General features: G+C 70.0%; 16 protein-coding genes and 1 pseudogene. 9 read left to right on the forward strand and 8 right to left on the reverse strand.

The genetic code is table 11. From position 1 onward, the window contains the following. Positions 1–58 precede the first annotated feature (58 nt). On the forward strand, positions 59–1,723 hold the full coding sequence (locus tag OG884_RS11695; RefSeq protein ID WP_326644941.1) for a hypothetical protein: 1,665 nt from the start codon (positions 59–61) through the stop codon (positions 1,721–1,723). On the opposite strand, the gene OG884_RS11700 is transcribed toward OG884_RS11695, so the two are convergent. Further along, a complete protein-coding gene (locus OG884_RS11700; RefSeq protein ID WP_326644943.1) occupies positions 1,671–3,200 on the reverse strand; it encodes a dolichyl-phosphate-mannose--protein mannosyltransferase in 1,530 nt (509 codons plus the stop codon). The two genes, OG884_RS11695 and OG884_RS11700, sit on opposite strands and share 53 nt — an antisense overlap. Positions 3,201–3,254: 54 nt before the next feature. Further along, a complete protein-coding gene (gene rsmI, locus OG884_RS11705) occupies positions 3,255–4,109 on the reverse strand; it encodes a 16S rRNA (cytidine(1402)-2'-O)-methyltransferase (protein ID WP_326644944.1) in 855 nt (284 codons plus the stop codon). 97 nt (positions 4,110–4,206) lie between these two features. Here rsmI and OG884_RS11710 point away from each other — a divergent pair, with 97 nt between their 5' ends. From OG884_RS11710 to OG884_RS11720, 3 genes are all read left to right on the forward strand, one after another. Beyond that, on the forward strand, positions 4,207–5,823 hold the full coding sequence (locus OG884_RS11710; protein ID WP_442811670.1) for a dolichyl-phosphate-mannose--protein mannosyltransferase: 1,617 nt from the start codon (positions 4,207–4,209) through the stop codon (positions 5,821–5,823). A 110-nt stretch (positions 5,824–5,933) separates the two neighbouring features. After that, the gene (locus tag OG884_RS11715; RefSeq protein ID WP_326644946.1) at positions 5,934–7,148 is read left to right on the forward strand and encodes a hypothetical protein; all 1,215 of its coding nucleotides are present in this window, start codon (positions 5,934–5,936) and stop codon (positions 7,146–7,148) included. A gap of 546 nt (positions 7,149–7,694) precedes the next feature. Then, the gene (locus tag OG884_RS11720) at positions 7,695–8,264 is read left to right on the forward strand and encodes a TetR/AcrR family transcriptional regulator (RefSeq protein ID WP_326644948.1); all 570 of its coding nucleotides are present in this window, start codon (positions 7,695–7,697) and stop codon (positions 8,262–8,264) included. A 152-nt stretch (positions 8,265–8,416) separates the two neighbouring features. On the opposite strand, the gene OG884_RS11725 is transcribed toward OG884_RS11720, so the two are convergent. Then, entirely contained in the window at positions 8,417–8,896 is a 480-nt protein-coding gene (locus OG884_RS11725) for a CDP-archaeol synthase (protein WP_326644950.1), read from the reverse strand. Between the two features lie 171 nt (positions 8,897–9,067). Beyond that, positions 9,068–9,328: pseudogene (locus OG884_RS11730) on the reverse strand (3-oxoacyl-[acyl-carrier-protein] synthase III C-terminal domain-containing protein); the annotation flags it as partial. Between the two features lie 86 nt (positions 9,329–9,414). Here OG884_RS11730 and OG884_RS11735 point away from each other — a divergent pair. Further along, positions 9,415–11,238, forward strand: a complete 1,824-nt coding sequence (locus tag OG884_RS11735; protein ID WP_326644952.1) for a PEP-utilizing enzyme — start codon at positions 9,415–9,417, stop codon at positions 11,236–11,238. Beyond that, on the forward strand, positions 11,235–11,843 hold the full coding sequence (pgsA, locus tag OG884_RS11740) for a phosphatidylinositol phosphate synthase (protein WP_326644954.1): 609 nt from the start codon (positions 11,235–11,237) through the stop codon (positions 11,841–11,843). Before OG884_RS11735 ends, pgsA begins: the two co-directional genes overlap by 4 nt. Positions 11,844–11,872: 29 nt before the next feature. Here the strand turns inward: pgsA and OG884_RS11745 are convergent, their stop codons facing one another. The 3 genes from OG884_RS11745 to OG884_RS11755 all read right to left on the reverse strand — a co-directional run bounded on the left by OG884_RS11745 (position 11,873) and on the right by OG884_RS11755 (position 14,337). Then, positions 11,873–12,547 carry an ankyrin repeat domain-containing protein gene (locus OG884_RS11745; RefSeq protein ID WP_326644956.1) on the reverse strand — a complete coding sequence of 225 codons (675 nt, stop codon included), beginning with the start codon at positions 12,545–12,547 and terminating at the stop codon, positions 11,873–11,875. A 177-nt stretch (positions 12,548–12,724) separates the two neighbouring features. Further along, positions 12,725–13,801 carry an NAD(P)/FAD-dependent oxidoreductase gene (locus OG884_RS11750; RefSeq protein ID WP_326644958.1) on the reverse strand — a complete coding sequence of 359 codons (1,077 nt, stop codon included), beginning with the start codon at positions 13,799–13,801 and terminating at the stop codon, positions 12,725–12,727. Positions 13,802–13,959: 158 nt separating this feature from the next. Continuing rightward, the gene (locus OG884_RS11755; RefSeq protein ID WP_326644960.1) at positions 13,960–14,337 is read right to left on the reverse strand and encodes a RidA family protein; all 378 of its coding nucleotides are present in this window, start codon (positions 14,335–14,337) and stop codon (positions 13,960–13,962) included. Between the two features lie 20 nt (positions 14,338–14,357). On the opposite strand from OG884_RS11755, the gene OG884_RS11760 reads away from it, so the two are divergent. Next, the gene (locus OG884_RS11760) at positions 14,358–14,588 is read left to right on the forward strand and encodes a winged helix-turn-helix transcriptional regulator (protein ID WP_326644962.1); all 231 of its coding nucleotides are present in this window, start codon (positions 14,358–14,360) and stop codon (positions 14,586–14,588) included. A gap of 104 nt (positions 14,589–14,692) precedes the next feature. Here OG884_RS11760 and OG884_RS11765 read toward each other — a convergent pair whose 3' ends face one another. Beyond that, on the reverse strand, positions 14,693–15,151 hold the full coding sequence (locus tag OG884_RS11765; protein ID WP_326644964.1) for a GbsR/MarR family transcriptional regulator: 459 nt from the start codon (positions 15,149–15,151) through the stop codon (positions 14,693–14,695). 106 nt (positions 15,152–15,257) lie between these two features. Between OG884_RS11765 and OG884_RS11770 the strand changes: the two genes are divergently transcribed. Both OG884_RS11770 and OG884_RS11775 read left to right on the forward strand, forming a co-directional pair. Next, entirely contained in the window at positions 15,258–16,121 is an 864-nt protein-coding gene (locus OG884_RS11770) for an ABC transporter ATP-binding protein (RefSeq protein ID WP_442811721.1), read from the forward strand. Beyond that, on the forward strand, positions 16,121–17,695 hold the full coding sequence (locus OG884_RS11775) for an ABC transporter permease (RefSeq protein WP_326644968.1): 1,575 nt from the start codon (positions 16,121–16,123) through the stop codon (positions 17,693–17,695). Before OG884_RS11770 ends, OG884_RS11775 begins: the two co-directional genes overlap by 1 nt. The last annotated feature ends 284 nt before the right edge of the window (positions 17,696–17,979 follow it).

Genomic DNA, 17,979 nt, shown 5'->3' on the forward strand with positions numbered 1-17,979 from the left:
GCCCTCTGAACCCCCTTGCCCGGGTCAACTCCCTGAAACGACTGGCATCCTGTAATGCATGGTGACCGTCGCCGACCGCCCTCCCCTGGACGTGCCTCCGCCCGACCGGGTCACTCGCATGCGGGTCTTCCTGCACCGGCATCGCCTCTTCGTGGCCGCCCTCGCGCTGGCATTCCTGCTGCGTGTGGTCACCACGCTCGGCTACGGCCCGGCCCTGTGGTTCAACGACTCCTACGAGTACGTCTCCGGGGCGGTGAACCCCGAACGGCCCAGCGCGCTGCGCCCGAACGGCTACTCCTTCCTGCTCCTGGCTCTGCGGCCGCTGCACAGCTTCGGCCTGGTGGTCTTCGTACAGCACCTGATGGGCCTGGGCATCGCGGTGCTGATCTACACCCTGCTGCGCGGCAGGTTCGGCCTGCCCGGCTGGGGGGCCACGCTGGCCGCGGTGCCGGTGCTGTTCGACGCCTACCAGCTCCAGCTCGAACACCTGGTCATGTCCGACGCGATGTTCATGCTGCTGGTCGTGGGCGTGATCATGCTGGTGCTCTGGCACCGGCGGATGTCCTGGCGGATCGGCGCGGTGATCGGGCTGCTGCTGGCCCTCACCGCGCTCACCCGGTCGATCGGCCTGCCGATCCTCGCGCTGGTCGTGGTCTACCTGCTGGTCAAGCGCACCGCCTGGAAGACGATCGCGGCGATGGTGACCGCGTGCGCGCTCCCGGTGGTCGGCTACATGGCCTGGTTCGCGTCCGCGCACGGCAACTTCGCGATGACCAACAGCGACGGCGCGATCCTCTACATGCGGACGGCGCTCTTCGCCGACTGCAAGAAGATGCGGATCGACCCTCGTGAGGAGCTGGAGCTGGCGCTGCTGTGCATCAGCGCGCCGCCCGGCCAGCGCGGCTTCTCCGGGCAGAAGTACCTCTGGTGGGCGCAGAACGGCCAGCGCTTCCACGCCTTCGGGGTGGGCAGCACGTTCACCCCCGAGACGAACAAGACGGCCGGCGCGTTCGCCCAGCGGGCCATCCTGTCCCAGCCGCTCGACTATCTGAGCCTGGTGGCCGGCGACTTCTTCCGTGCCTTCCACTGGGACCGGCCGCGCTTTCCGGATTTCAACACCTACCGGCAGTACGAGTTCCTGCCGGAGAACAAGATCCTCCCGGCCTGGACGTCGTACCGGGGCAGTACCGACACCGACGCGCAGAAGTACGATCCGGGCCTGCGGACCGCGCCGATCCAGGGCAAGCTGCGCGTGATCGGTACCGACGTGCACGACCCGTGGGCCGGTTTCATGCAGGGCTACCAGCGGATCGTCCGGCTGCCCGGCCTCGTGATCGGCGTGCTGCTGCTGATCGGCCTGGCCGGGGTGGCGGTGCGCTGGCGCAAACTGGGCGGCCCCGTGCTCCTGCCGTGGCTGGCCGCCTTGGGCCTCATCCTGGCTCCGGCCGCGACCGCCGAGTTCGACTACCGCTACCTGCTGCCCGCGGTACCGCTGGCGTGCCTGGCGGCCGCGATCTCGCTGCGCCACGGGCTCTCCCGGCCCGCCGTGCCTGGCGCACCCGTCACATCTGGCGCACCCGTCACACCCGTCACACCTGTCACATCTGGCGCATCCGTCACATCTGGCGCACCCGCCGTGCCTGTCGCACCCGTCACGCCTGTCACATCCGTCACACCCAGCTCCGGAACAGCATCCGCGACCACCACTGGGAGTGCGGGATGACCTCGGCCACCAGCACCGGGTAGAGCCACCAGAGGTTGACCAGCGCCAGCAGGGTGAAGGCCCCGACGACCGCGGCCCCGAGCGCCCTGCGGTTGGGCCCGGCGTCCGCCCGCCCGATGATCAGCCCGGCGGCCATGGTCAGTGCGAGGATCATGAACGGGACCATCGTGATCGCGTAGAAGAGGTACATGGTCCGGTTGTCGGCGAGGGCGTAGTAGAACCAGGGGAGCCAGCCCGCGGCGTAGCCAAGGAGCACGGCTCCGGCGCGCCAGTCGCGGGTGGCGACGTACCAGGCGACCATGGCGATGAGGGCGGCCAGGCCGCCGTACCAGATGACCGGGGTACCGACCCCGAGCACCGCCTCGGCGCAGCTGTCGGCACCGCATCCGGTCTTGTCGGGCGGGTAGTGGAACGCCACCGGGCGCGAAAGGAGGGGCCAGGTCCAGGGGGCGGACTGGTAGGTGTGCCCCTCGCTCAGCCCGGTGTGGTAGCCGAGCACCTGGAAGTGGTAGCTCAGCCAGGAGCGGAACGAGTCGAAGACGAAGAACACCGGGCCCTGCGAGGTCGCCTGCGCCCAGTTGCGGCCCCAGCCGAGCGGCGAGGCGAACCAGCCGGCCCAGGAGGCGATGTAGGTGATCGCGGGCAGCAGGACCAGCGCCAGCACGACGCCGGTCAGGTCCTGGCCGACCGCCCCCAGGTACGGCCTGCGCAGGCCGATCGCCCTGCGGGCTCCGGCGTCCCAGACCAGGGACATGACCGCGAAGGCGATGAGGAAGAAGATCCCCGACCACTTGACCGCGCAGGCCGCGCCCAGGCACAGCCCGGCCGCGATCCGCCACGGCCGCAGCCCCAGCCAGGGGCCGTGATCACTGAGCGGTGAGGTCTCGTACCAGTCGACGAGTTTCCCGCGCGCCCGGTCACGGTCGGCGACCAGGCAGGCGAACCCGGCCAGCACCCAGAACATCAGGAAGATGTCCAGCAGCGCGGTCCGCGACAGCACGTAGTGCAGGCCCTCGACCGACAGCAGCAGCCCGGCCAGGCAGCCCAGCAGGGTCGAGCGGGTCATCCGGCGGGCCACCCTGGCCAGGATCAGGATCGACAACACGCCGACCACCGCCCCGGCGAACCTCCAGCCGTACGGGGTCATGCCGAAGATCTGCTCGCCCAGGCCGATCATCCACTTGCCCAGCGGCGGGTGGGCCACGTAGAGCGGGCAGGGATCGGCCTCCGGCGGGGTGCACTTGACCAGGAAGTCGGTGTTCCCCTGCATGATCATTCTGTCGGCGACGGGATCCTCCACGCTGCCGAGCGAGGCCCGCTCCACCCCGTGGTTGATCAGTGCCCAGGCGTCCTTGGCGTAGTACGTCTCGTCGAACACGACGGCACGTGGCCGTCCGAGGTCGACGAGGCGCAGGATCCCCCCGAAGGCCGCGACCAGCAACGGCCCCAGCCAACCCCAGGCGATATTTCCCGGCATGGGCGGCAAGAGACGATCCCGTGTTGATCCCATTCAGGGAATTATGGTGATAAATCAACCCCGATGGACAGCGTCATAAAGATCCCGTTTGGGGATTCCCGCAGCCTTCGCCACATCCACGATCGCCTGCTTCCTCGGCACCCCCGTCTCCTCGCGGCGCGCGACCTCGTCCACCAGGTCTCCGATCACCGGCGGCAGGGCCGGCCCGGCGTACCCGGCGACCACGACGGTGATCTCCCCCTTGACGCCCTCGGCCGCCCACTCGGCCAGCTCGCCGAGACCACCCCGCCGCACCTCCTCGTAGGTCTTGGTGAGCTCACGGCAGACCGCCGCCCGGCGGTCGGCGCCGAACGCCTCCGCCATCGCCGCCAGCGCGGCGCCGAGCCGGTGCGGCGCCTCGAAGAACACCATCGTGCGCTCCTCCTCGGCCAGGGCCGAGAGCCTGCGGGAGCGCTCCCCGGACTTGCGCGGCGGGAAGCCCTCGAAGCAGAACCGGTCGCTGGGCAGCCCCGAGACGGCCAGCGCCGTGGTCACCGCCGACGGTCCCGGCAGCGAGGTGACCACGATCCCGGCCTCGACCGCCAGATGGGTCAACCGGTAGCCGGGGTCGGAGACGCCCGGCATGCCGGCGTCGGTGATGACCAGCACCGTCTTGCCGTCCTGGAGCGCCGCCAGGAGCTCGGCGGCCCGTCCGGCCTCGTTGGCGTCGTAGTAGGAGACGACCCGGCCGCCGATCTCCGCGCCCAGCTCACCGGCCAGGCGGCGCAGCCGCCGGGTGTCCTCCGCCGCGACCACGTCCGCGCTCTCCAGCGCCAGCCGCAGCCGGGGCGAGGCGTCGCCCACCTGCCCGATCGGAGCCCCTGCCAGCACAAGCCTGCCGTTGTCCGTCACCGTTCCATCCTCCCGCATCTCGGATGGCCCTCGGCGTGGGGAGAAGTTCGCCATTTAGTCCCGTAGTGAGGTGTTTCCTGGGCTGGGCGCGGTAAGGGGACCGTACGATGTCCGGGTGGCCGTGACCGACTTCACCAACCAGGCGCCAGAGCAGCCGGAGCCCCAGCCGGGCGACGGGCCCTCGGGTTCCGCTCGTGACCGTCTGGTGCCGCCGATGCCCGGCAACCCCCTGTGGGGCTGGCTGGTCCCGCTGCTGGTCACGGTGTTCGGGGCGATCCTGCGCTTCACGAACCTCGGTCACCCCCACGCGGTCATGTTCGACGAGACGTACTACGCCAAGGACGCCTGGGCGCTGATCAACTTCGGCGCCGAGCACAACGTCGTCAAGGACGCCGACAAGATCCTGATGCGGGGCGGCACCGAGATCTGGCAGCAGTGCGCGCCCGCGGAGATCGACAAGTGCGCCTCCTACGTGGTCCACCCGCCGCTGGGCAAGTGGATGATCGGCCTGGGCGAGCAGATCTTCGGCATGACCCCGTACGGCTGGAGGTTCGCCGGGGCGGTGGTCGGCGTGCTGTCGATCCTGATCCTGGCCAGGGTGGCCCGCCGGATGACCCGCTCGACCCTGCTGGGCTGCCTGGCCGGGCTGCTGCTGTCGGTCGAGGGCCTGCACTACGTGCTGTCGCGGACCGCGCTGCTGGACATCTTCCTGATGTTCTGGGTGCTGGCCGGGTTCGCCTGCCTGGTCGCCGACCGTGACCGGGCGCGCGGGAAACTCGTCGACTGGTACGAGACCTCACCGCTCAGTGATCACGGCCCCTGGCTGGGGCTGCGGCCGTGGCGGATCGCGGCCGGGCTGTGCCTGGGCGCGGCCTGCGCGGTCAAGTGGTCGGGGATCTTCTTCCTCATCGCCTTCGCGGTCATGTCCCTGGTCTGGGACGCCGGAGCCCGCAGGGCGATCGGCCTGCGCAGGCCGTACGGAGGGGTCTTCGGCAAGGATCTGCCGAGCGCCCTGCCCGCGCTGGTCCTGCTGCCCGCGATCACCTACATCGCCTCCTGGGCCGGCTGGTTCGCCTCCGCCGACGGCTGGGGCCGCAACTGGGCGCAGGCGACCTCGCAGGGCCCGGTGTTCTTCGTCTTCGACTCGTTCCGCTCCTGGCTGAGCTACCACTTCCAGGTGCTGAGCTTCCACACCGGACTGGCGACCCCGCACAACTACCAGTCAGATCCCTGGTCCTGGCCGCTGCTGCTCCGCCCCGTGGCGTTCTTCTACGAGAGCCCCAAGGGCGCCTGCGGCACCGACAGCTGCTCGCAGGCGGTGCTGGGCGTCGGTACCCCGGTCATCTGGTACGGCGGCCTGGCCGCCCTCATCGCCATGGTCGCCTGGTACGTCGCCACCCGCGACTGGCGCGCCGGAGCCGTGCTCCTCGCCTACGCCGCGGGCTGGCTCCCCTGGTTCTACTGGGCGATCGCCGACAACCGGACCATGTTCCTGTTCTACGCGATCCCCATGGTCCCGTTCATGATCCTCGCGATCGTGCTCGCGGCCGGAATGATCATCGGTCCGTCCGGCGCCCTGCCCGGGCGGCGGATGGCCGGCGCCGCGATCGTGGGGGCCTTCGCCCTGCTGGCACTGGTCAACTTCTGGTGGCTGTACCCGGTGCTCACCGCCGAGATCATCCCCTACGCCGAGTGGAGTTCACGAATGCTTTTCAAGAAAGGCTGGATCTGACAGCTCGCATATGAGCCACTTAGAAGACATTTCCTAGGGTAGGCGCCGTGCAGGATCCATTACGTCACGTCCATCGTCAGAGGAGGCCCGCATACGGCAGACTTCGAGGCATGCCTGCACCGGACGTGGCCGCACTCCTGTCGGAGCTGGAGCGTTCCGAGCCCGCCTCCGCCGAGCACGCGCGCAGCGCGATCGACTGGCTGACCGGCGGCGAACCGCTGGAGACGATCACTGAGCTCAACGTGTGCGAGTTCCTCTGGTACACGCTGCCCTCCAAGGTCACCGGAGACCGCACCGTGATCGCCCACGCGCTGGGCCGGCTGCTGCTGCTGGGCGGTCTGGAGCGTTACGCCGCCCTCTGCTCCTCCCCCACGACCGCCCACATCCTGCGTACCTACGCCCGCCTGGGCGAGGACGCGGGAATGGCCGCCTACCAGAGCGCCCTGGACGCCACGGGCGTGCTCCCGCCCGATGTCCCCGAGCTGCGGTGGAGCTCGATCATGGGCCCCGAGGAGCTGGGCGCGCACGGCGCCTGCTCGGCCGCGCTGGAGCTGGCCATCGTCTCGGGAAAGCTCGCCCCCGACTCCGCCGAACGGCAGACGCTCACCAGCCACTGGCTCACCGCGCCCCGCCCGGAGCTGGGCGGCGACAACTGGCTCCACCGGGTCCAGGGCGAGCGGCTCAACCGCTGGGTCCTCGGCCGGGGCACCGCCTGGCGCGAGCTCGCCCAGCCCTTCGAGGTGCGCCTGCACGCCCCCATCCCGGCCCCGGACGAGGCCCACCTGGGAGCGCTTCGCTGGCTGCTGACCGTGGGACGCCGCCCAGGGGGCATCCCGCTGACCCAGCGGCACAACCTCGCCCGTTCGGTGCTCGCGGAGAGCACCTGGAGCGGCGCGGAGCTGGCGGCGGTCCGCGAGGTGGCCCAGGAATACATGGGCGCACTGCGCCAGAGTGGCAGGCGCCTGGTGACCACTCCGGCGGGTGAGCGCCTGCTCGGCGACGCCGACCTGCTCTGGGAGACCGCCGCCGCCGCACTGCTCGCCCCCGCCTCGGGGGAGAGCGGCTTCCGGGCCTCGGCCAGGGAGGTGGCGCTGATGCTGCTCGCCGACGGCGCCCCCGCCGACCGCGACCAGGTCACCGCGGTGATCGACTGCGCGGAGTGGCAGACCGTGGAGGTCGACGCCTCGCTCACCGAGCTGGGCAGGCGCCTGGACGCCTTCGGCCTGCGCGTCGACGGCCGCCTCACCCCTGCCGGCCGGGCGGCCGCCCTGGCCGCCCTGCGCAGCCATGCCCTCCGCCCCCGCCAGTACGTCAACATGGCCTGACTCCCCTCCGTGGCCCGGCTCCGTGGCCCGGCTCCGCGGCCCGATTCCGTGATCCGGCTCCGCGGCCCGATTCCGTGATCCGGCTCCGTAGCCCGATTCCGCCGCGAAAATTTCTCACTTCTTCGCCATGAAGTCTCATCCGGCGGCTGGGAGAAATCGGTCGGAGAGCCGAAAAGCAGGATCAGCCGGTCGGCGTCGAGGTATGTGGTGATGCCGCTGATCAGCCCCTCGAACACCTGGAGGAGGATCAGCCCGAAGGGCGTGTGGACACCGTCGGGGCCAGGCCGCATCTGCCAGAACGCCGGCAAGCCGTTCGCCGCGGCCGGAACGAGGCGTGCGCCCGCACAGGACGCGTCCGGATCCAGCAGCGCCTGCCTGATCTGCTCACGGCCGCGAAGCCACCAGAGGACGAACAGGTCGAGCAGGATGGCGAATCCGCAGGCGATGGGGGTGAGCACGATCTACTTCAATTTCTAGCGCCGCTAGATATTAGCGTGACGATAAAATAGTTTCGACAGCAGTGCTAGCGACACTAGGATCACGGCCATGTCGATTCAGGTGCGCCGGGCACGCGAGCGGGCAGAGCGGGAGCGGTTGATCGTCACGACCGCGCGAAAACTGGCCGAATCCGAAGGCTGGGACGCGGTGACCACGCGGCGGCTCGCCGAGGAGATCGAGTACAGCCAGCCGGTCCTCTACAGCCACTTCAAGGGCAAGGACGCCATCATGGCGGCGGTCGCGGTGGAGGGCTTCGCCGACCTCGCCGCCGAACTGTGCGCGGCCCGTACGTCGGCGACCGACCCCCGGCAGGCCCTCGCCGCCGTCGGCGCAGCGTACGCCGCGTTCGCCGAGCGGCGGCCCGCGCTGTACGACGCGATGTTCACCCACACCGTCGACCTGCCGTTCGCCACCCCCGAAGCACCGCCCGCCCTGCAGGCAGCCTTTGGCGGGCTGCGCGAGGCCGTGCGGCCTCTGGTACGAGACGACGACCTGGAGACGCTCACCGAGACCATCTGGAGCGGGCTGCACGGGCTCCTCATGCTCATGCGCAGCGGCAGGCTCCGGCGTGAGGATCACGAGCGGAGGCTGGCACTGCTGCTCAGCCGCTTCTCTTGACATCCTCCACCCGCCTGCGGCAAAGGCCGGGTTCAACCGGTCAACCCGATCCGGCGACCCACCAAAGTGATCGCCTGGTGCAGCACGAACACCCAGCCGAAGGAGAGCGCCACCAGTGGCCATTCGGGCGCCGGCCAGAGCAGCAGCAGGGGTCAGAGCGTTACCAAGGCGTCCACCTGGTCCACGACATGCAGTAATGCTCTCCACCGTCGAGGGCCGGGTCGCCCCGGCGGCACATCCAGTTGACGCTTGACAAAGGAGTTGATCAACTCACCGGATGTCGCCCCCAGACTTAGCGTCGCCCCCAGTGGCAGGACGATGTCGGCGCGGTAGTCAATGAGCGCGATGTCACCGGCCCGGCCACCGACAGCGGCCTGTGCCGCCACTCCCACGACGCAGCCCACCAAGCCGCACAGCACCCCGAGCCAGGTCTTGTTCGCGCCGAAGAGGCGCCGCCCCCGTATGGTCAGACCCCCGTCGACCGGCCGCCGAAGCCACCGCACGGAATCGAACCGAAGCGCGACGCCGAGCACCACCATGCCGACGGCGAGCGGAGCGAACAGGTAGAGCGCCTGGGCGCTGTACAGGTAAAAACAGTGCAGGCCACAGCTGTTCACCGCAAAGCTGTCCAAGTGGCCCACCTTGGTCAAGTCCGGCCCTCGCTCCCGCGCTCATCGTGTTCCGGCCCACATCGCTCGTCGCCATCCTGTCGACCAGGAGGGTCTCGTCACGCCGAGTCCCGCTCTCCTCGCCACCGCGGCACCTCACCACCGCGGCACCTCGGCACCTCGCCACCGCGGCGTTCAGAACCAGTACAGCGCGGCGCCCACCTGAATGCCCGCGCCCGCCCCCAGCACCAGTCCCACGTCGCCGGGCCGGGCCAATCCCCGCTTCTGTGCCTCGTGGAAGCCGTACGGCAGTGAGGAGGTGCAGAGATCAAGGCCGCCGGCGCAGGTGTCCACAACCCGTTCCGGTGACACGCCCAGCGCGACTCCCAGCCGCCGAAGGAACTCGGGCGAGCGCTGTGGCGCCAGCACGACGCCGAGCCGACCCGAGTCGATGCCCTCGCGGGCGAGTACTTCCTCAGGCCCGCCCGATCACCCGAAGGACGGACCACGCCACGGCCGCGCCGGGGTCCGTCCCGCCACTCGTGCCAGGTGACGACAACTGGCCGGTCCAAGGCACCGACCGGTCGCACGACTTTGACGTCTGGACCCGTGCCAACGTCGGCGAGCTGTGGCCCGACCCGGTAAGCCCGCTGGTCGCCTCGGTGGCTCCCGAGATCATCACCAACGCGGTGCGCCACTCCTTCAGGTCGCTCCACGCGCCGTTCTTGGACGAGATCAGCTGGGCCCGGCGCATCTACGGGCGCATTTACTACAACGAGGGCGCGCTCGTGCACCTTCTGGAGCACGAACTCGGCCTGCCGCCCGCGCTCATGGATCGGGGCCGCGGCAACAGCGGGTTCACCGGGTCAAGGGACGGCCGGGTACGCCCATGGCGGCTGCTGCGCCACCTGCCGACGCTGGCCCGGCCGGCGACCCGGCAGCGCGGCACCGCTCGCGAGCTCCGCGCGCTGATTCCGCGCATCGACCGCTGGGCCGCCGAGTTCGATGTGCGCGACCACGACGGCCGGACCGACGCCGAACTCTGGTCGGCGGCCCAACTCTGGCTGACCCGGACCAGCGACGCGATGAAGCTGCAAAACGACATGAGCGGGGTGTCCCTCACCGCGATCGCCATGCTGGAGCGGCTGACGACCCGCTGGTTCGACCGCCCCGAGATGACGTACTGGCTGATCGGAGGGCTGTCCGGAATCAGGTCGGCCGAGCTCGGCGCCGCGCTGTCCCGGATCGCGCATGCGGTTCACGAAGCCCGGCTCGTCCAGGAGATACTCGGCACGGACGCCGTGACCGCACTGTCCCGGCTGCGGGAGCTGCCCGCTGCCGAGCCGGTCCTGCGGCTGCTCGACGAGTTCCTGGACGAACACGGCTACCGGTGCGCCAACGAGGCCGAATGGCTCTATCCGCGCTGGCGTGACGCGCCGGAACTCGTCATCGAGCTACTCGCCGGCTATCTGACCCCGGGCGAGGACGACCTCGCCACGAGCACGGCGATCCAGCGCCGGCACCGGGCGGAGGCGGTCGCCTGGGCAAACGCTCACCTCGGCCCGATCCGCCGGCGGATGTTCCACTCCGTACTACTCCGGGCACACGATGCCATCCGGCTCCGTGACAACGGGAAGGACTCGGCGATCAAGGCGTCCTACCCTGCTCGCCAGATCGCCGTCCGCTTCGGCCAACGCTGGACCGGACACGGCTGGCTGGCAGCCGTGAACGACGTGTTCTTCCTCACCCTGGACGACATCATCCGGGTGATCCAGCATGGTTCACCCGCGGCGGCCGGCCTGAACCTCATCGACCTGGTTCGCCTGCGGCGCCAGACGTTCACCGCTTGGTTCGACGTCGAGGCTCCTGATGTCGTCAGCGCCGACGGGACCCCGCTCAGCCCTTCTCCCGCCGCGCCAGACGCTTCTCCGGGGGCCGTGCCAGGCGCTTCTCCCGCCACGCCAGGCGCTTCTCCGGGTGCCATGCCGGCACAAGGCCGCCCCCTCACCGGTATCGCCGGCAGCGTACGGGGCACCGCCCGCGTCGTCTTGGATCCACGGGCGGCGGCCCGGATACGGCGCGGTGAGATCCTGGTGACCCGATCCACCGACGTCGGCTGGACCGCCGTCTTCCCGCTACTGGGCGGCCTGATCACCGAGATCGGCGGACAGCTTTCGCACGCGGCCATCCTGGCCCGCGAGTACGGCCTGCCCGCCGTGGTCAACGTGTACGGCGCGACCAAGGTGATCAAGGACGGGCAGCAGGTGAGCATCGACGGACTGACCGGCCGGATACACCTTCTTGGAGACGTACCGGCCGCGAGCTACGACGCTCCGGACGTTCCAGGTTCGAAGGAAAGCCGTTGAGGGCGGCCGAAGTGATCACCTGGGCCCGCTCCGCCGCCGCCCGGCTACTGCTCAATGCGGGTGTGTCGGCCAACGCGATGACGGTGCTCGGCCTGCTCGGCACGGTAGCCGGGGCGGTCGGCTTCGCCGCCCGCGGCCAGTTGCTCATCGCCACCGCCATCGTGACGGCCGGCTCGCTGTGCGACGCACTGGACGGGATGATGGCCCGCCTGAGCGGCGGCGGCACCCGATTCGGGGCACTACTCGACTCGGCGTCGGACCGGATCGGCGACGGTGTCATCTTTGCCTCACTGGCCTTCTGGCCGGCCGGTAGCGGAAGGCCCCGTGCCGCCGCCGCCCTGTGCTGCCTGGTCGCCGCCTACCTCGTCTCATACGTCCGGGCCCGAGCCGAGGGTCTCGGCGTGTCGGGAGAAATCGGGATCGCACACCGGTACCTAAGACTCAAGATCGCAGGAGTAGGCGCCCTGCTCGGCGGTCTGGGGCTGATCTGGGCCCTGGAGGTCACCCTCTGGGTGCTCACCGCGCTCTCCACGATCACTGTGGCGCAGCGTTTCGTCCATGCCCAACGGCAGTTCCACACATCGCATTCGATGCACGAAGGATGATCAATAGCACCTCGACCCGCAAAAACGGGTTATCGTGCTCCGGCGGCGCGGAGGATGACGGCGATCTCACTCTGACCGCTGTCGAGTGCGTGCTGGAGCGGGGTCGTGCCCTCCTTGTCGGCCAGGTTCACGTCGGCCCCTCCCGCGATGAGCAGACCCACGATCTCCTGGTACGGCGCGGAGCCGTCGCCGAGAATGACCGCCTCCAGCAGTCCGGTCCAGCCCAGGTCGTTGACGTGGTTGACGTTGATACCCGTCTTGAGCACCTCGCGCACGTAGTCCACATGACCGCGCTCACATGCCGGGATCAGCGAGACCCCGCCGTACCGGTTCCTGATGGTCAGGTCCGGCTTGGCCGGGAGCAGCGCATGAAGCATGGCCACGCCGCCGGTCACCCCTGTCACCAGCCAGGGCGTGTCGTGCTGAAAATCCAGCGCGTTCGGATCCGCGCCCGCAGCCACCAGGACCCTGGCGACCTCCACATGGTCGGCCGCCGCGGCGAGCAGCAGGGCGGTACGGCGCTGCGGGTCCCGGGCCTCGATGTCGGCCCCGTTCGCGATCGCCTCGCGGACCTTGGCCACGTCGCCTTGGGCGGCGGCGGTCAGCAACTGTTCGTTGAGCACAGCAAATCCCTTCATGCCGGAGGGACCGCACCCGGTGAGGGCCACGGCGAGCCCGGCGAGCAGGAAACCACGGCGGTCCACGGTCACATCCTTCCAGCGCTGCCAAGGGTGTCAGCCGAACTGCCCGGCGACGGCCTTGAGGTCGGCTTCGGCGACGGCCTCGTCGATGTCGCGCCGCCCACGACGGCGAAACCGGCGAGGGCACCGGCGACGGCCCGGGCGCGTGTGGACAGGTGGCTCAGGTGGCCGGCGCCAGGGTCAGCCGAACAGGATCCGCGCCGCCAGGGCACGACCGGCACGACCGCGTAGCACGGTCACCGCCGCCTCTGCCGCAGCGGGGGATCGGATGCCGGCGAACACGCGGCGCAGCAACAGCCGGCCTCGGAACCGGGTCCGCAACACGTCCCCGTCGTACCGGCTCAGCATGCGCTGGTCGCCGGTACGCAGGTACCCGGCGGTGACCGCCGCGGCCAGTTCGGACATGCGTAAGCAGGGGTCCAGCCCACCGGCCGTCAGCGGCGACACCGCGCCCGCCGCGTCTCCGACGAGCAGTCCGGCGGGGCACGCCAACCGTCGCAGCAGACCGCCGACCGGGATCGGACCACCTCGGCGCTCGATCGGCCCGGCCGGCGCCACGCGGCCGGGCGCATCCGCGGCGAAGGCGTCCAGCAGGTGGCGAATGCCGGTGCGCATCGCGTCCGGATATCCCGCGACGCCGACATGCGCATGCCGGCCGTCGTCGATGACCCATCCCAGATACCCCGGAGCGACCCGGGGGTCCAGCACACAGTGGAACACCGGGTCGGTCGTGCCCGACGCGACCGGGTGGACGATCTCGGCACCGACGAGGAAGCGCCGGTTGACATCAAGACCGAGATCACGGGCCACCCGGGAGCGGGCGCCGTCCGCGCCGACGATGAACCGGGCCGTCACCGGTTCCGCACCCGCGAACCGCACAAAACCCATCGACGCGTCGACATACCGTACGCCCAGGAGGACCCGTGCTCCGGCCGACTCCGCCGCGCGGTGCGCGTGCTCGTAGACGGCCGCCATGTCGGCCACGCGGTACTCGTCCCGGTCGCTGGTGAGCCGGATCGGTGCCCGCCGCGACGGCGGATACAGCAGCACATCCCGGACACCCGGCCCGAGCAGGTGGTCCGGCAGGTCGAAGTCATCGAGGGTGCGGCGCACGAAGATCCCTGTCGTGCGGATGCCCGTCGACAGCGACCTACGACGGTCGACCACCATCACGTTCAATTCCCGTCGCGCGAGCAGACGGGCTGTGCGCAGGCCGGCCAGGCCCGCACCCACGACCAGTACATCCACTGTCTGCATACCTTGCGACGGTAGGGGCGATGCCTCACCCGTACGACGGTTTGCACGCTACCTGCCCCATACCTCCACACCGTCGCCACACTCGAGACCGGCGAACCAGTTCGAGACACCGTTCGAGGCCCGAGGTCAAGAACAAGCTCAGGGCGAGGATCACCTGTTCAGTCGAGGATCGCGGTGGCTTCGACCTCGACCAGATGGTCGGGGACGTCCAGTGCCGCAACGCCCAGCAGCGTGCCCGGCGGCACCGGGGTGACCCCCAGCTTCGCGGCCGCCCGAGTGACCCCCTCCAGGAACAGGGGCATCTTGTCGGGGGTCCAGTCGACGACGTAGACGGTCAGTTTCGCCACGTCGTCGAAGGAACCACCGACCTCGGCCAGGGCGGTGCCGATGTTGAGGTGGCACTGCTCGACCTGAGCGGCGAGATCGCCTTCGCCGACCGTGACCCCATCGGCATCCCAGGCGACCTGCCCGGCGATGAAGACCAGCTTCGACCCGGTCGCGATCGACACCTGCCGGTAGACATCGATTTCCGGCAATCCGCTGGGGTTCACCAGGGGTGCGGAATGAGATCGAGGGCATCAGCCACAAGATGCTCACCCAGAACCTGCGCATGCTGGAGCGCAACGGCCTGGCCGAGCGGAACGTGTACCCCACCGTGCCGCCGCGGGTCGAGTACACCCTCACCGAGCCGGGCCAAGCCCTACGAGAGACGGTCCACAGAATGTGCGACTGGACCCACCAGTACCTCGGTCACATCGAGGCCTCCCGCCGCCGCTTCGACGCCTGACGGGTGCCCGGAGGATACCGATCTCGTCTTGGGAAAGATCGAGGCCGCGGGCAACCGCGGCGAGTTCGGGGAACAGAGCCGGATCGTCCCCGTGACAGCCGCCGCTAGTGCGTCTCGCGCCACTTGTCATGCAGCATAGGGATCTCCCGGTGCATGAACAGGTAGAAGTCGCGGAGCTCGGTCATGGTCTGCCCGGCGTGGGTCTGCGGTCCGCCGAGCGCCTCGATGCCCTCGTCGACCATGTCGGCGAGGGTCTTGTAGAGGCCGACCTTGGTCAGCGCGACCTCCCACCAGCTGTCGTGGAGCAGCCGGTAGACGTCGCGGCGGGATCCGGGCACCGGATCCCGGGCGACCATCCCCAGCTGGATGAGGTAGCGGACCGCGCCGGAGATGGCGGCCGGGCTGACGTCGAGGCGTTCGGCCAGGTCGGGGGCGCTCAGCGTGTCCTCTTCCGCGACCGACAGCGTCACCAGGACCCGGCCCGCCATCGGCGGGAAGCCCCAGTCGGCCAGCATCCGGCTGAGCCGCTCGACGAACTGGCGCACCGCTTCCTCGTCCCTCATCCTGCCCCTCTCGCCCCGCGTCAAGGATCCATAGTTTAGTGTCTTCATATCTTTCACGAACCTGTGAAGACTATGTACATTCTAAAGCGTGAGTAACGTCATCTCCATGTCCGGCGTGACCAAACGGTTCGGCCGGACGACCGCACTGGACGGCCTCAACCTTGAGGTCAGGGCCGGCGAGGTGCATGGCTACCTGGGCCCGAACGGCGCGGGAAAGTCCACCACCATCCGCGTCCTTCTCGGGCTGTTGCGCGCCGACGCGGGCAGCTCTTCCATGCTCGGCGGCGACCCGTGGAAGGACGCCGTCGAGCTGCACCGCCGCCTGGCCTATGTGCCCGGCGACGTCACCCTCTGGCCGGGACTGTCCGGCGGCGAGGTCATCGACCTGCTCGGCCGGCTGCGCGGCGGCCTGGACCCCCGGCGCAGGGCCGAGCTGATCGAGCGCTTCGAGCTGGACCCGCGCAAGAAAGGCCGCGCCTACTCCAAGGGCAACCGGCAGAAGGTCGCCCTGGTGGCCGCGCTGGCCTCCGACGTCGAGCTGTTCCTGCTCGACGAGCCGACCTCCGGGCTCGACCCGCTCATGGAGGCGGTCTTCACCGAGTGCGTCGGCGAACTACGCGCGCAGGGCCGTACGATCCTGCTGTCCAGCCACATCCTGGCCGAGGTCGAGAAGTTGTGCGACCGGGTGAGCATCATCCGCGACGGCCGCATAGTCGAGACCGGCACCCTCGCCGAGCTGCGCCACCTGACCAGGACCACCATCACCGCGGAGCTGGCCGGGTCGCCCAACGGCCTGCACGGCGTGCACGACCTTCGTGTCGACGGCAACCGGGTGACCTTCCAGGTGACGACCGGTGAGCTCGACGCGGCGTTGCGCCAGCTGACCAGCGTGGGCGTGCGCACGCTGACCAGCCAGCCGCCGACGCTGGAAGAGCTGTTCATGCGCCACTACGCCCGGGTGGACGGCTGATGACGGGCACGCGAGCGCTGGTCCGGCTGATTCTGCGCCGCGACCGCGTGATCCTGCCGATCTGGGTGCTCCTTCTGGCGATCATGCCCGTCACCCAGATCTCCGCCATCGGCGGGCTCTATTCCACCGACGCCGAGTTGCAGTCGTTCGCCGCTTCCATGCGTGCCACTCCGGCCTTCTTCGCCCTGTACGGCCCGCTGCTGGACTGGCACGTGGCGGCACTGGGCGTGTGGCGTGCCGGATTCGTTCCGGTGATCCTCGGCCTGGCCGGCCTGCTCACGGTGATCCGGCACACCCGGGCAGAAGAGGAGAGCGGACGCCGCGAGCTGCTGGGCTCCACCGTGCTCGGCCGCCACGCCCCGCTGGCCGCCGCCCTCATCGTCGTCGCGTCGGCCAACGTGATCGCCGGGCTGATCGTGGCCGGCTCCCTCGCCGGGACGTATCCGGTGGCCGGCGCACTGGCGGCCGGGCTCGACTACGCCCTGGTCGGCATCGCCTTCGCCGCGATCGGCGCGGTGGCCGCCCAGCTCACCGAGAGCGCCTCCGGGGCTCGGGTGATCGGCATCTCCGCTCTCGGGCTGGCGTTCCTGCTGCGGATGGCCGGTGACACCACCGACGCCTCCTGGCTGTCGTGGTTGTCGCCGATCGCCTGGGGGCAGAAGCTGCGCCCCTTCGCCGGCGAGGAGTGGTGGCCGCTGGCCCTGTTCGCCGCCTTCATCGCGGTGACCTGCTACGCCGCCTACGCGCTGGCCGCCCGGCGCGACATCGCGGCCGGTCTGCTGCCGCCCCGGCTGGGTCCCGCGCAGGCCGCGCCCGGCCTGGCCGGTCCGCTCGCACTGGCCTGGCGCCTGCACCGGGGGCTGCTGCTGGCCTGGTGCGCGGGCTTCGCCGTCTTCGGCGCGGTGATCGGCAGCGCCGCCGACGCCGCCTCCTCCGCGTTGCGGCAAAACGCCCAGATCATGGAGATGCTCAACCGGCTCGGCGGCGGAACCGACCCGGCCGACCTGTTCATCGCCGCGCTGATCAGCATCTTCGGCATCGCCGTGTCCGGCTACGCCATCCAGGCCGCGCTGCGGCTGCGCACCGAGGAGAGCCTCGCCCGCGCCGAGCCGCTGCTGGCCACCGCGGTCAGCCGCGTCGGCTGGGCGGCCGGCCACATGCTGTTCGCCGTGCTCGGCCCGGCGGCGGTCCTCGCCGTGACCGGCCTGGCCGTCGGTCTGTCGTACGGCGCAGCCTCAGGAGACATGGCCGCCCACCTGCCTGCCACGCTGGGCGCGGCTCTCGCTCAGCTCCCCGCGGTATGGATCTTCTCCGGTCTGGCCCTCGCCCTGTTCGGCCTGCTGCCCCGCCTGGTCGCCGCGGCATGGGCGGTCCTGGCGCTGTTCCTGCTCTTCGGCCAGGTGGGCGCGCTACTGGAGCTGCCCCAGGTGCTGCTGGACCTGTCACCCTTCAGCCACCTGCCCACACTGCCGGGCGGTGAGGTCTCGGCGACCCCGCTGGCGGCCATGACCGCGATCGCCGCGGCGCTGGCCATCGCCGGCCTGTACGGCTTCCGCCGCCGCGACGTCGGCTAGGTGTTCTGACCTGAGAGGTCAGGTACAGCTGGCGGTACTCGTTGAGGCGCGGTCTCAGGCCGGCGATCACCAGGCCGACGCCGACCGCGACGCAGGCAGCGATCGACACCGAGGTGCTCCAGAGATTCCGGACAGACCACTCGCTAGGGTGGTAACAGTCCGAAGGAGTGAGGCGCCCCGGATCTTCCGGACAGGCCCGAACGGAAGCCCCGCCGCAGCGTAGGACACCCGCGTCAGCACTCCGGTGACATTTCGAGATCATGGCTGGGATCTGCACTCTCCGC

This window comes from Streptosporangium sp. NBC_01755, from assembly GCF_035917995.1.
GTDB lineage: Bacteria > Actinomycetota > Actinomycetes > Streptosporangiales > Streptosporangiaceae > Streptosporangium.

Excerpts from the sequence above, each read along its gene's own strand:
- OG884_RS11695 (WP_326644941.1), top strand. The coding sequence starts at position 59 with ATGGTGACCGTCGCCGACCGCCCTCCCCTGGACGTGCCTCCGCCCGAC.
- OG884_RS11700 (WP_326644943.1), bottom strand. The coding sequence starts at position 3,200 with ATGCCGGGAAATATCGCCTGGGGTTGGCTGGGGCCGTTGCTGGTCGCG.
- rsmI (WP_326644944.1), bottom strand. The coding sequence starts at position 4,109 with ATGCGGGAGGATGGAACGGTGACGGACAACGGCAGGCTTGTGCTGGCA.
- OG884_RS11715 (WP_326644946.1), top strand. The coding sequence starts at position 5,934 with ATGCCTGCACCGGACGTGGCCGCACTCCTGTCGGAGCTGGAGCGTTCC.
- OG884_RS11720 (WP_326644948.1), top strand. The coding sequence starts at position 7,695 with ATGTCGATTCAGGTGCGCCGGGCACGCGAGCGGGCAGAGCGGGAGCGG.
- OG884_RS11750 (WP_326644958.1), bottom strand. The coding sequence starts at position 13,801 with ATGCAGACAGTGGATGTACTGGTCGTGGGTGCGGGCCTGGCCGGCCTG.
- OG884_RS11765 (WP_326644964.1), bottom strand. The coding sequence starts at position 15,151 with ATGAGGGACGAGGAAGCGGTGCGCCAGTTCGTCGAGCGGCTCAGCCGG.
- OG884_RS11770 (WP_442811721.1), top strand. The coding sequence starts at position 15,258 with ATGTCCGGCGTGACCAAACGGTTCGGCCGGACGACCGCACTGGACGGC.
- OG884_RS11775 (WP_326644968.1), top strand. The coding sequence starts at position 16,121 with ATGACGGGCACGCGAGCGCTGGTCCGGCTGATTCTGCGCCGCGACCGC.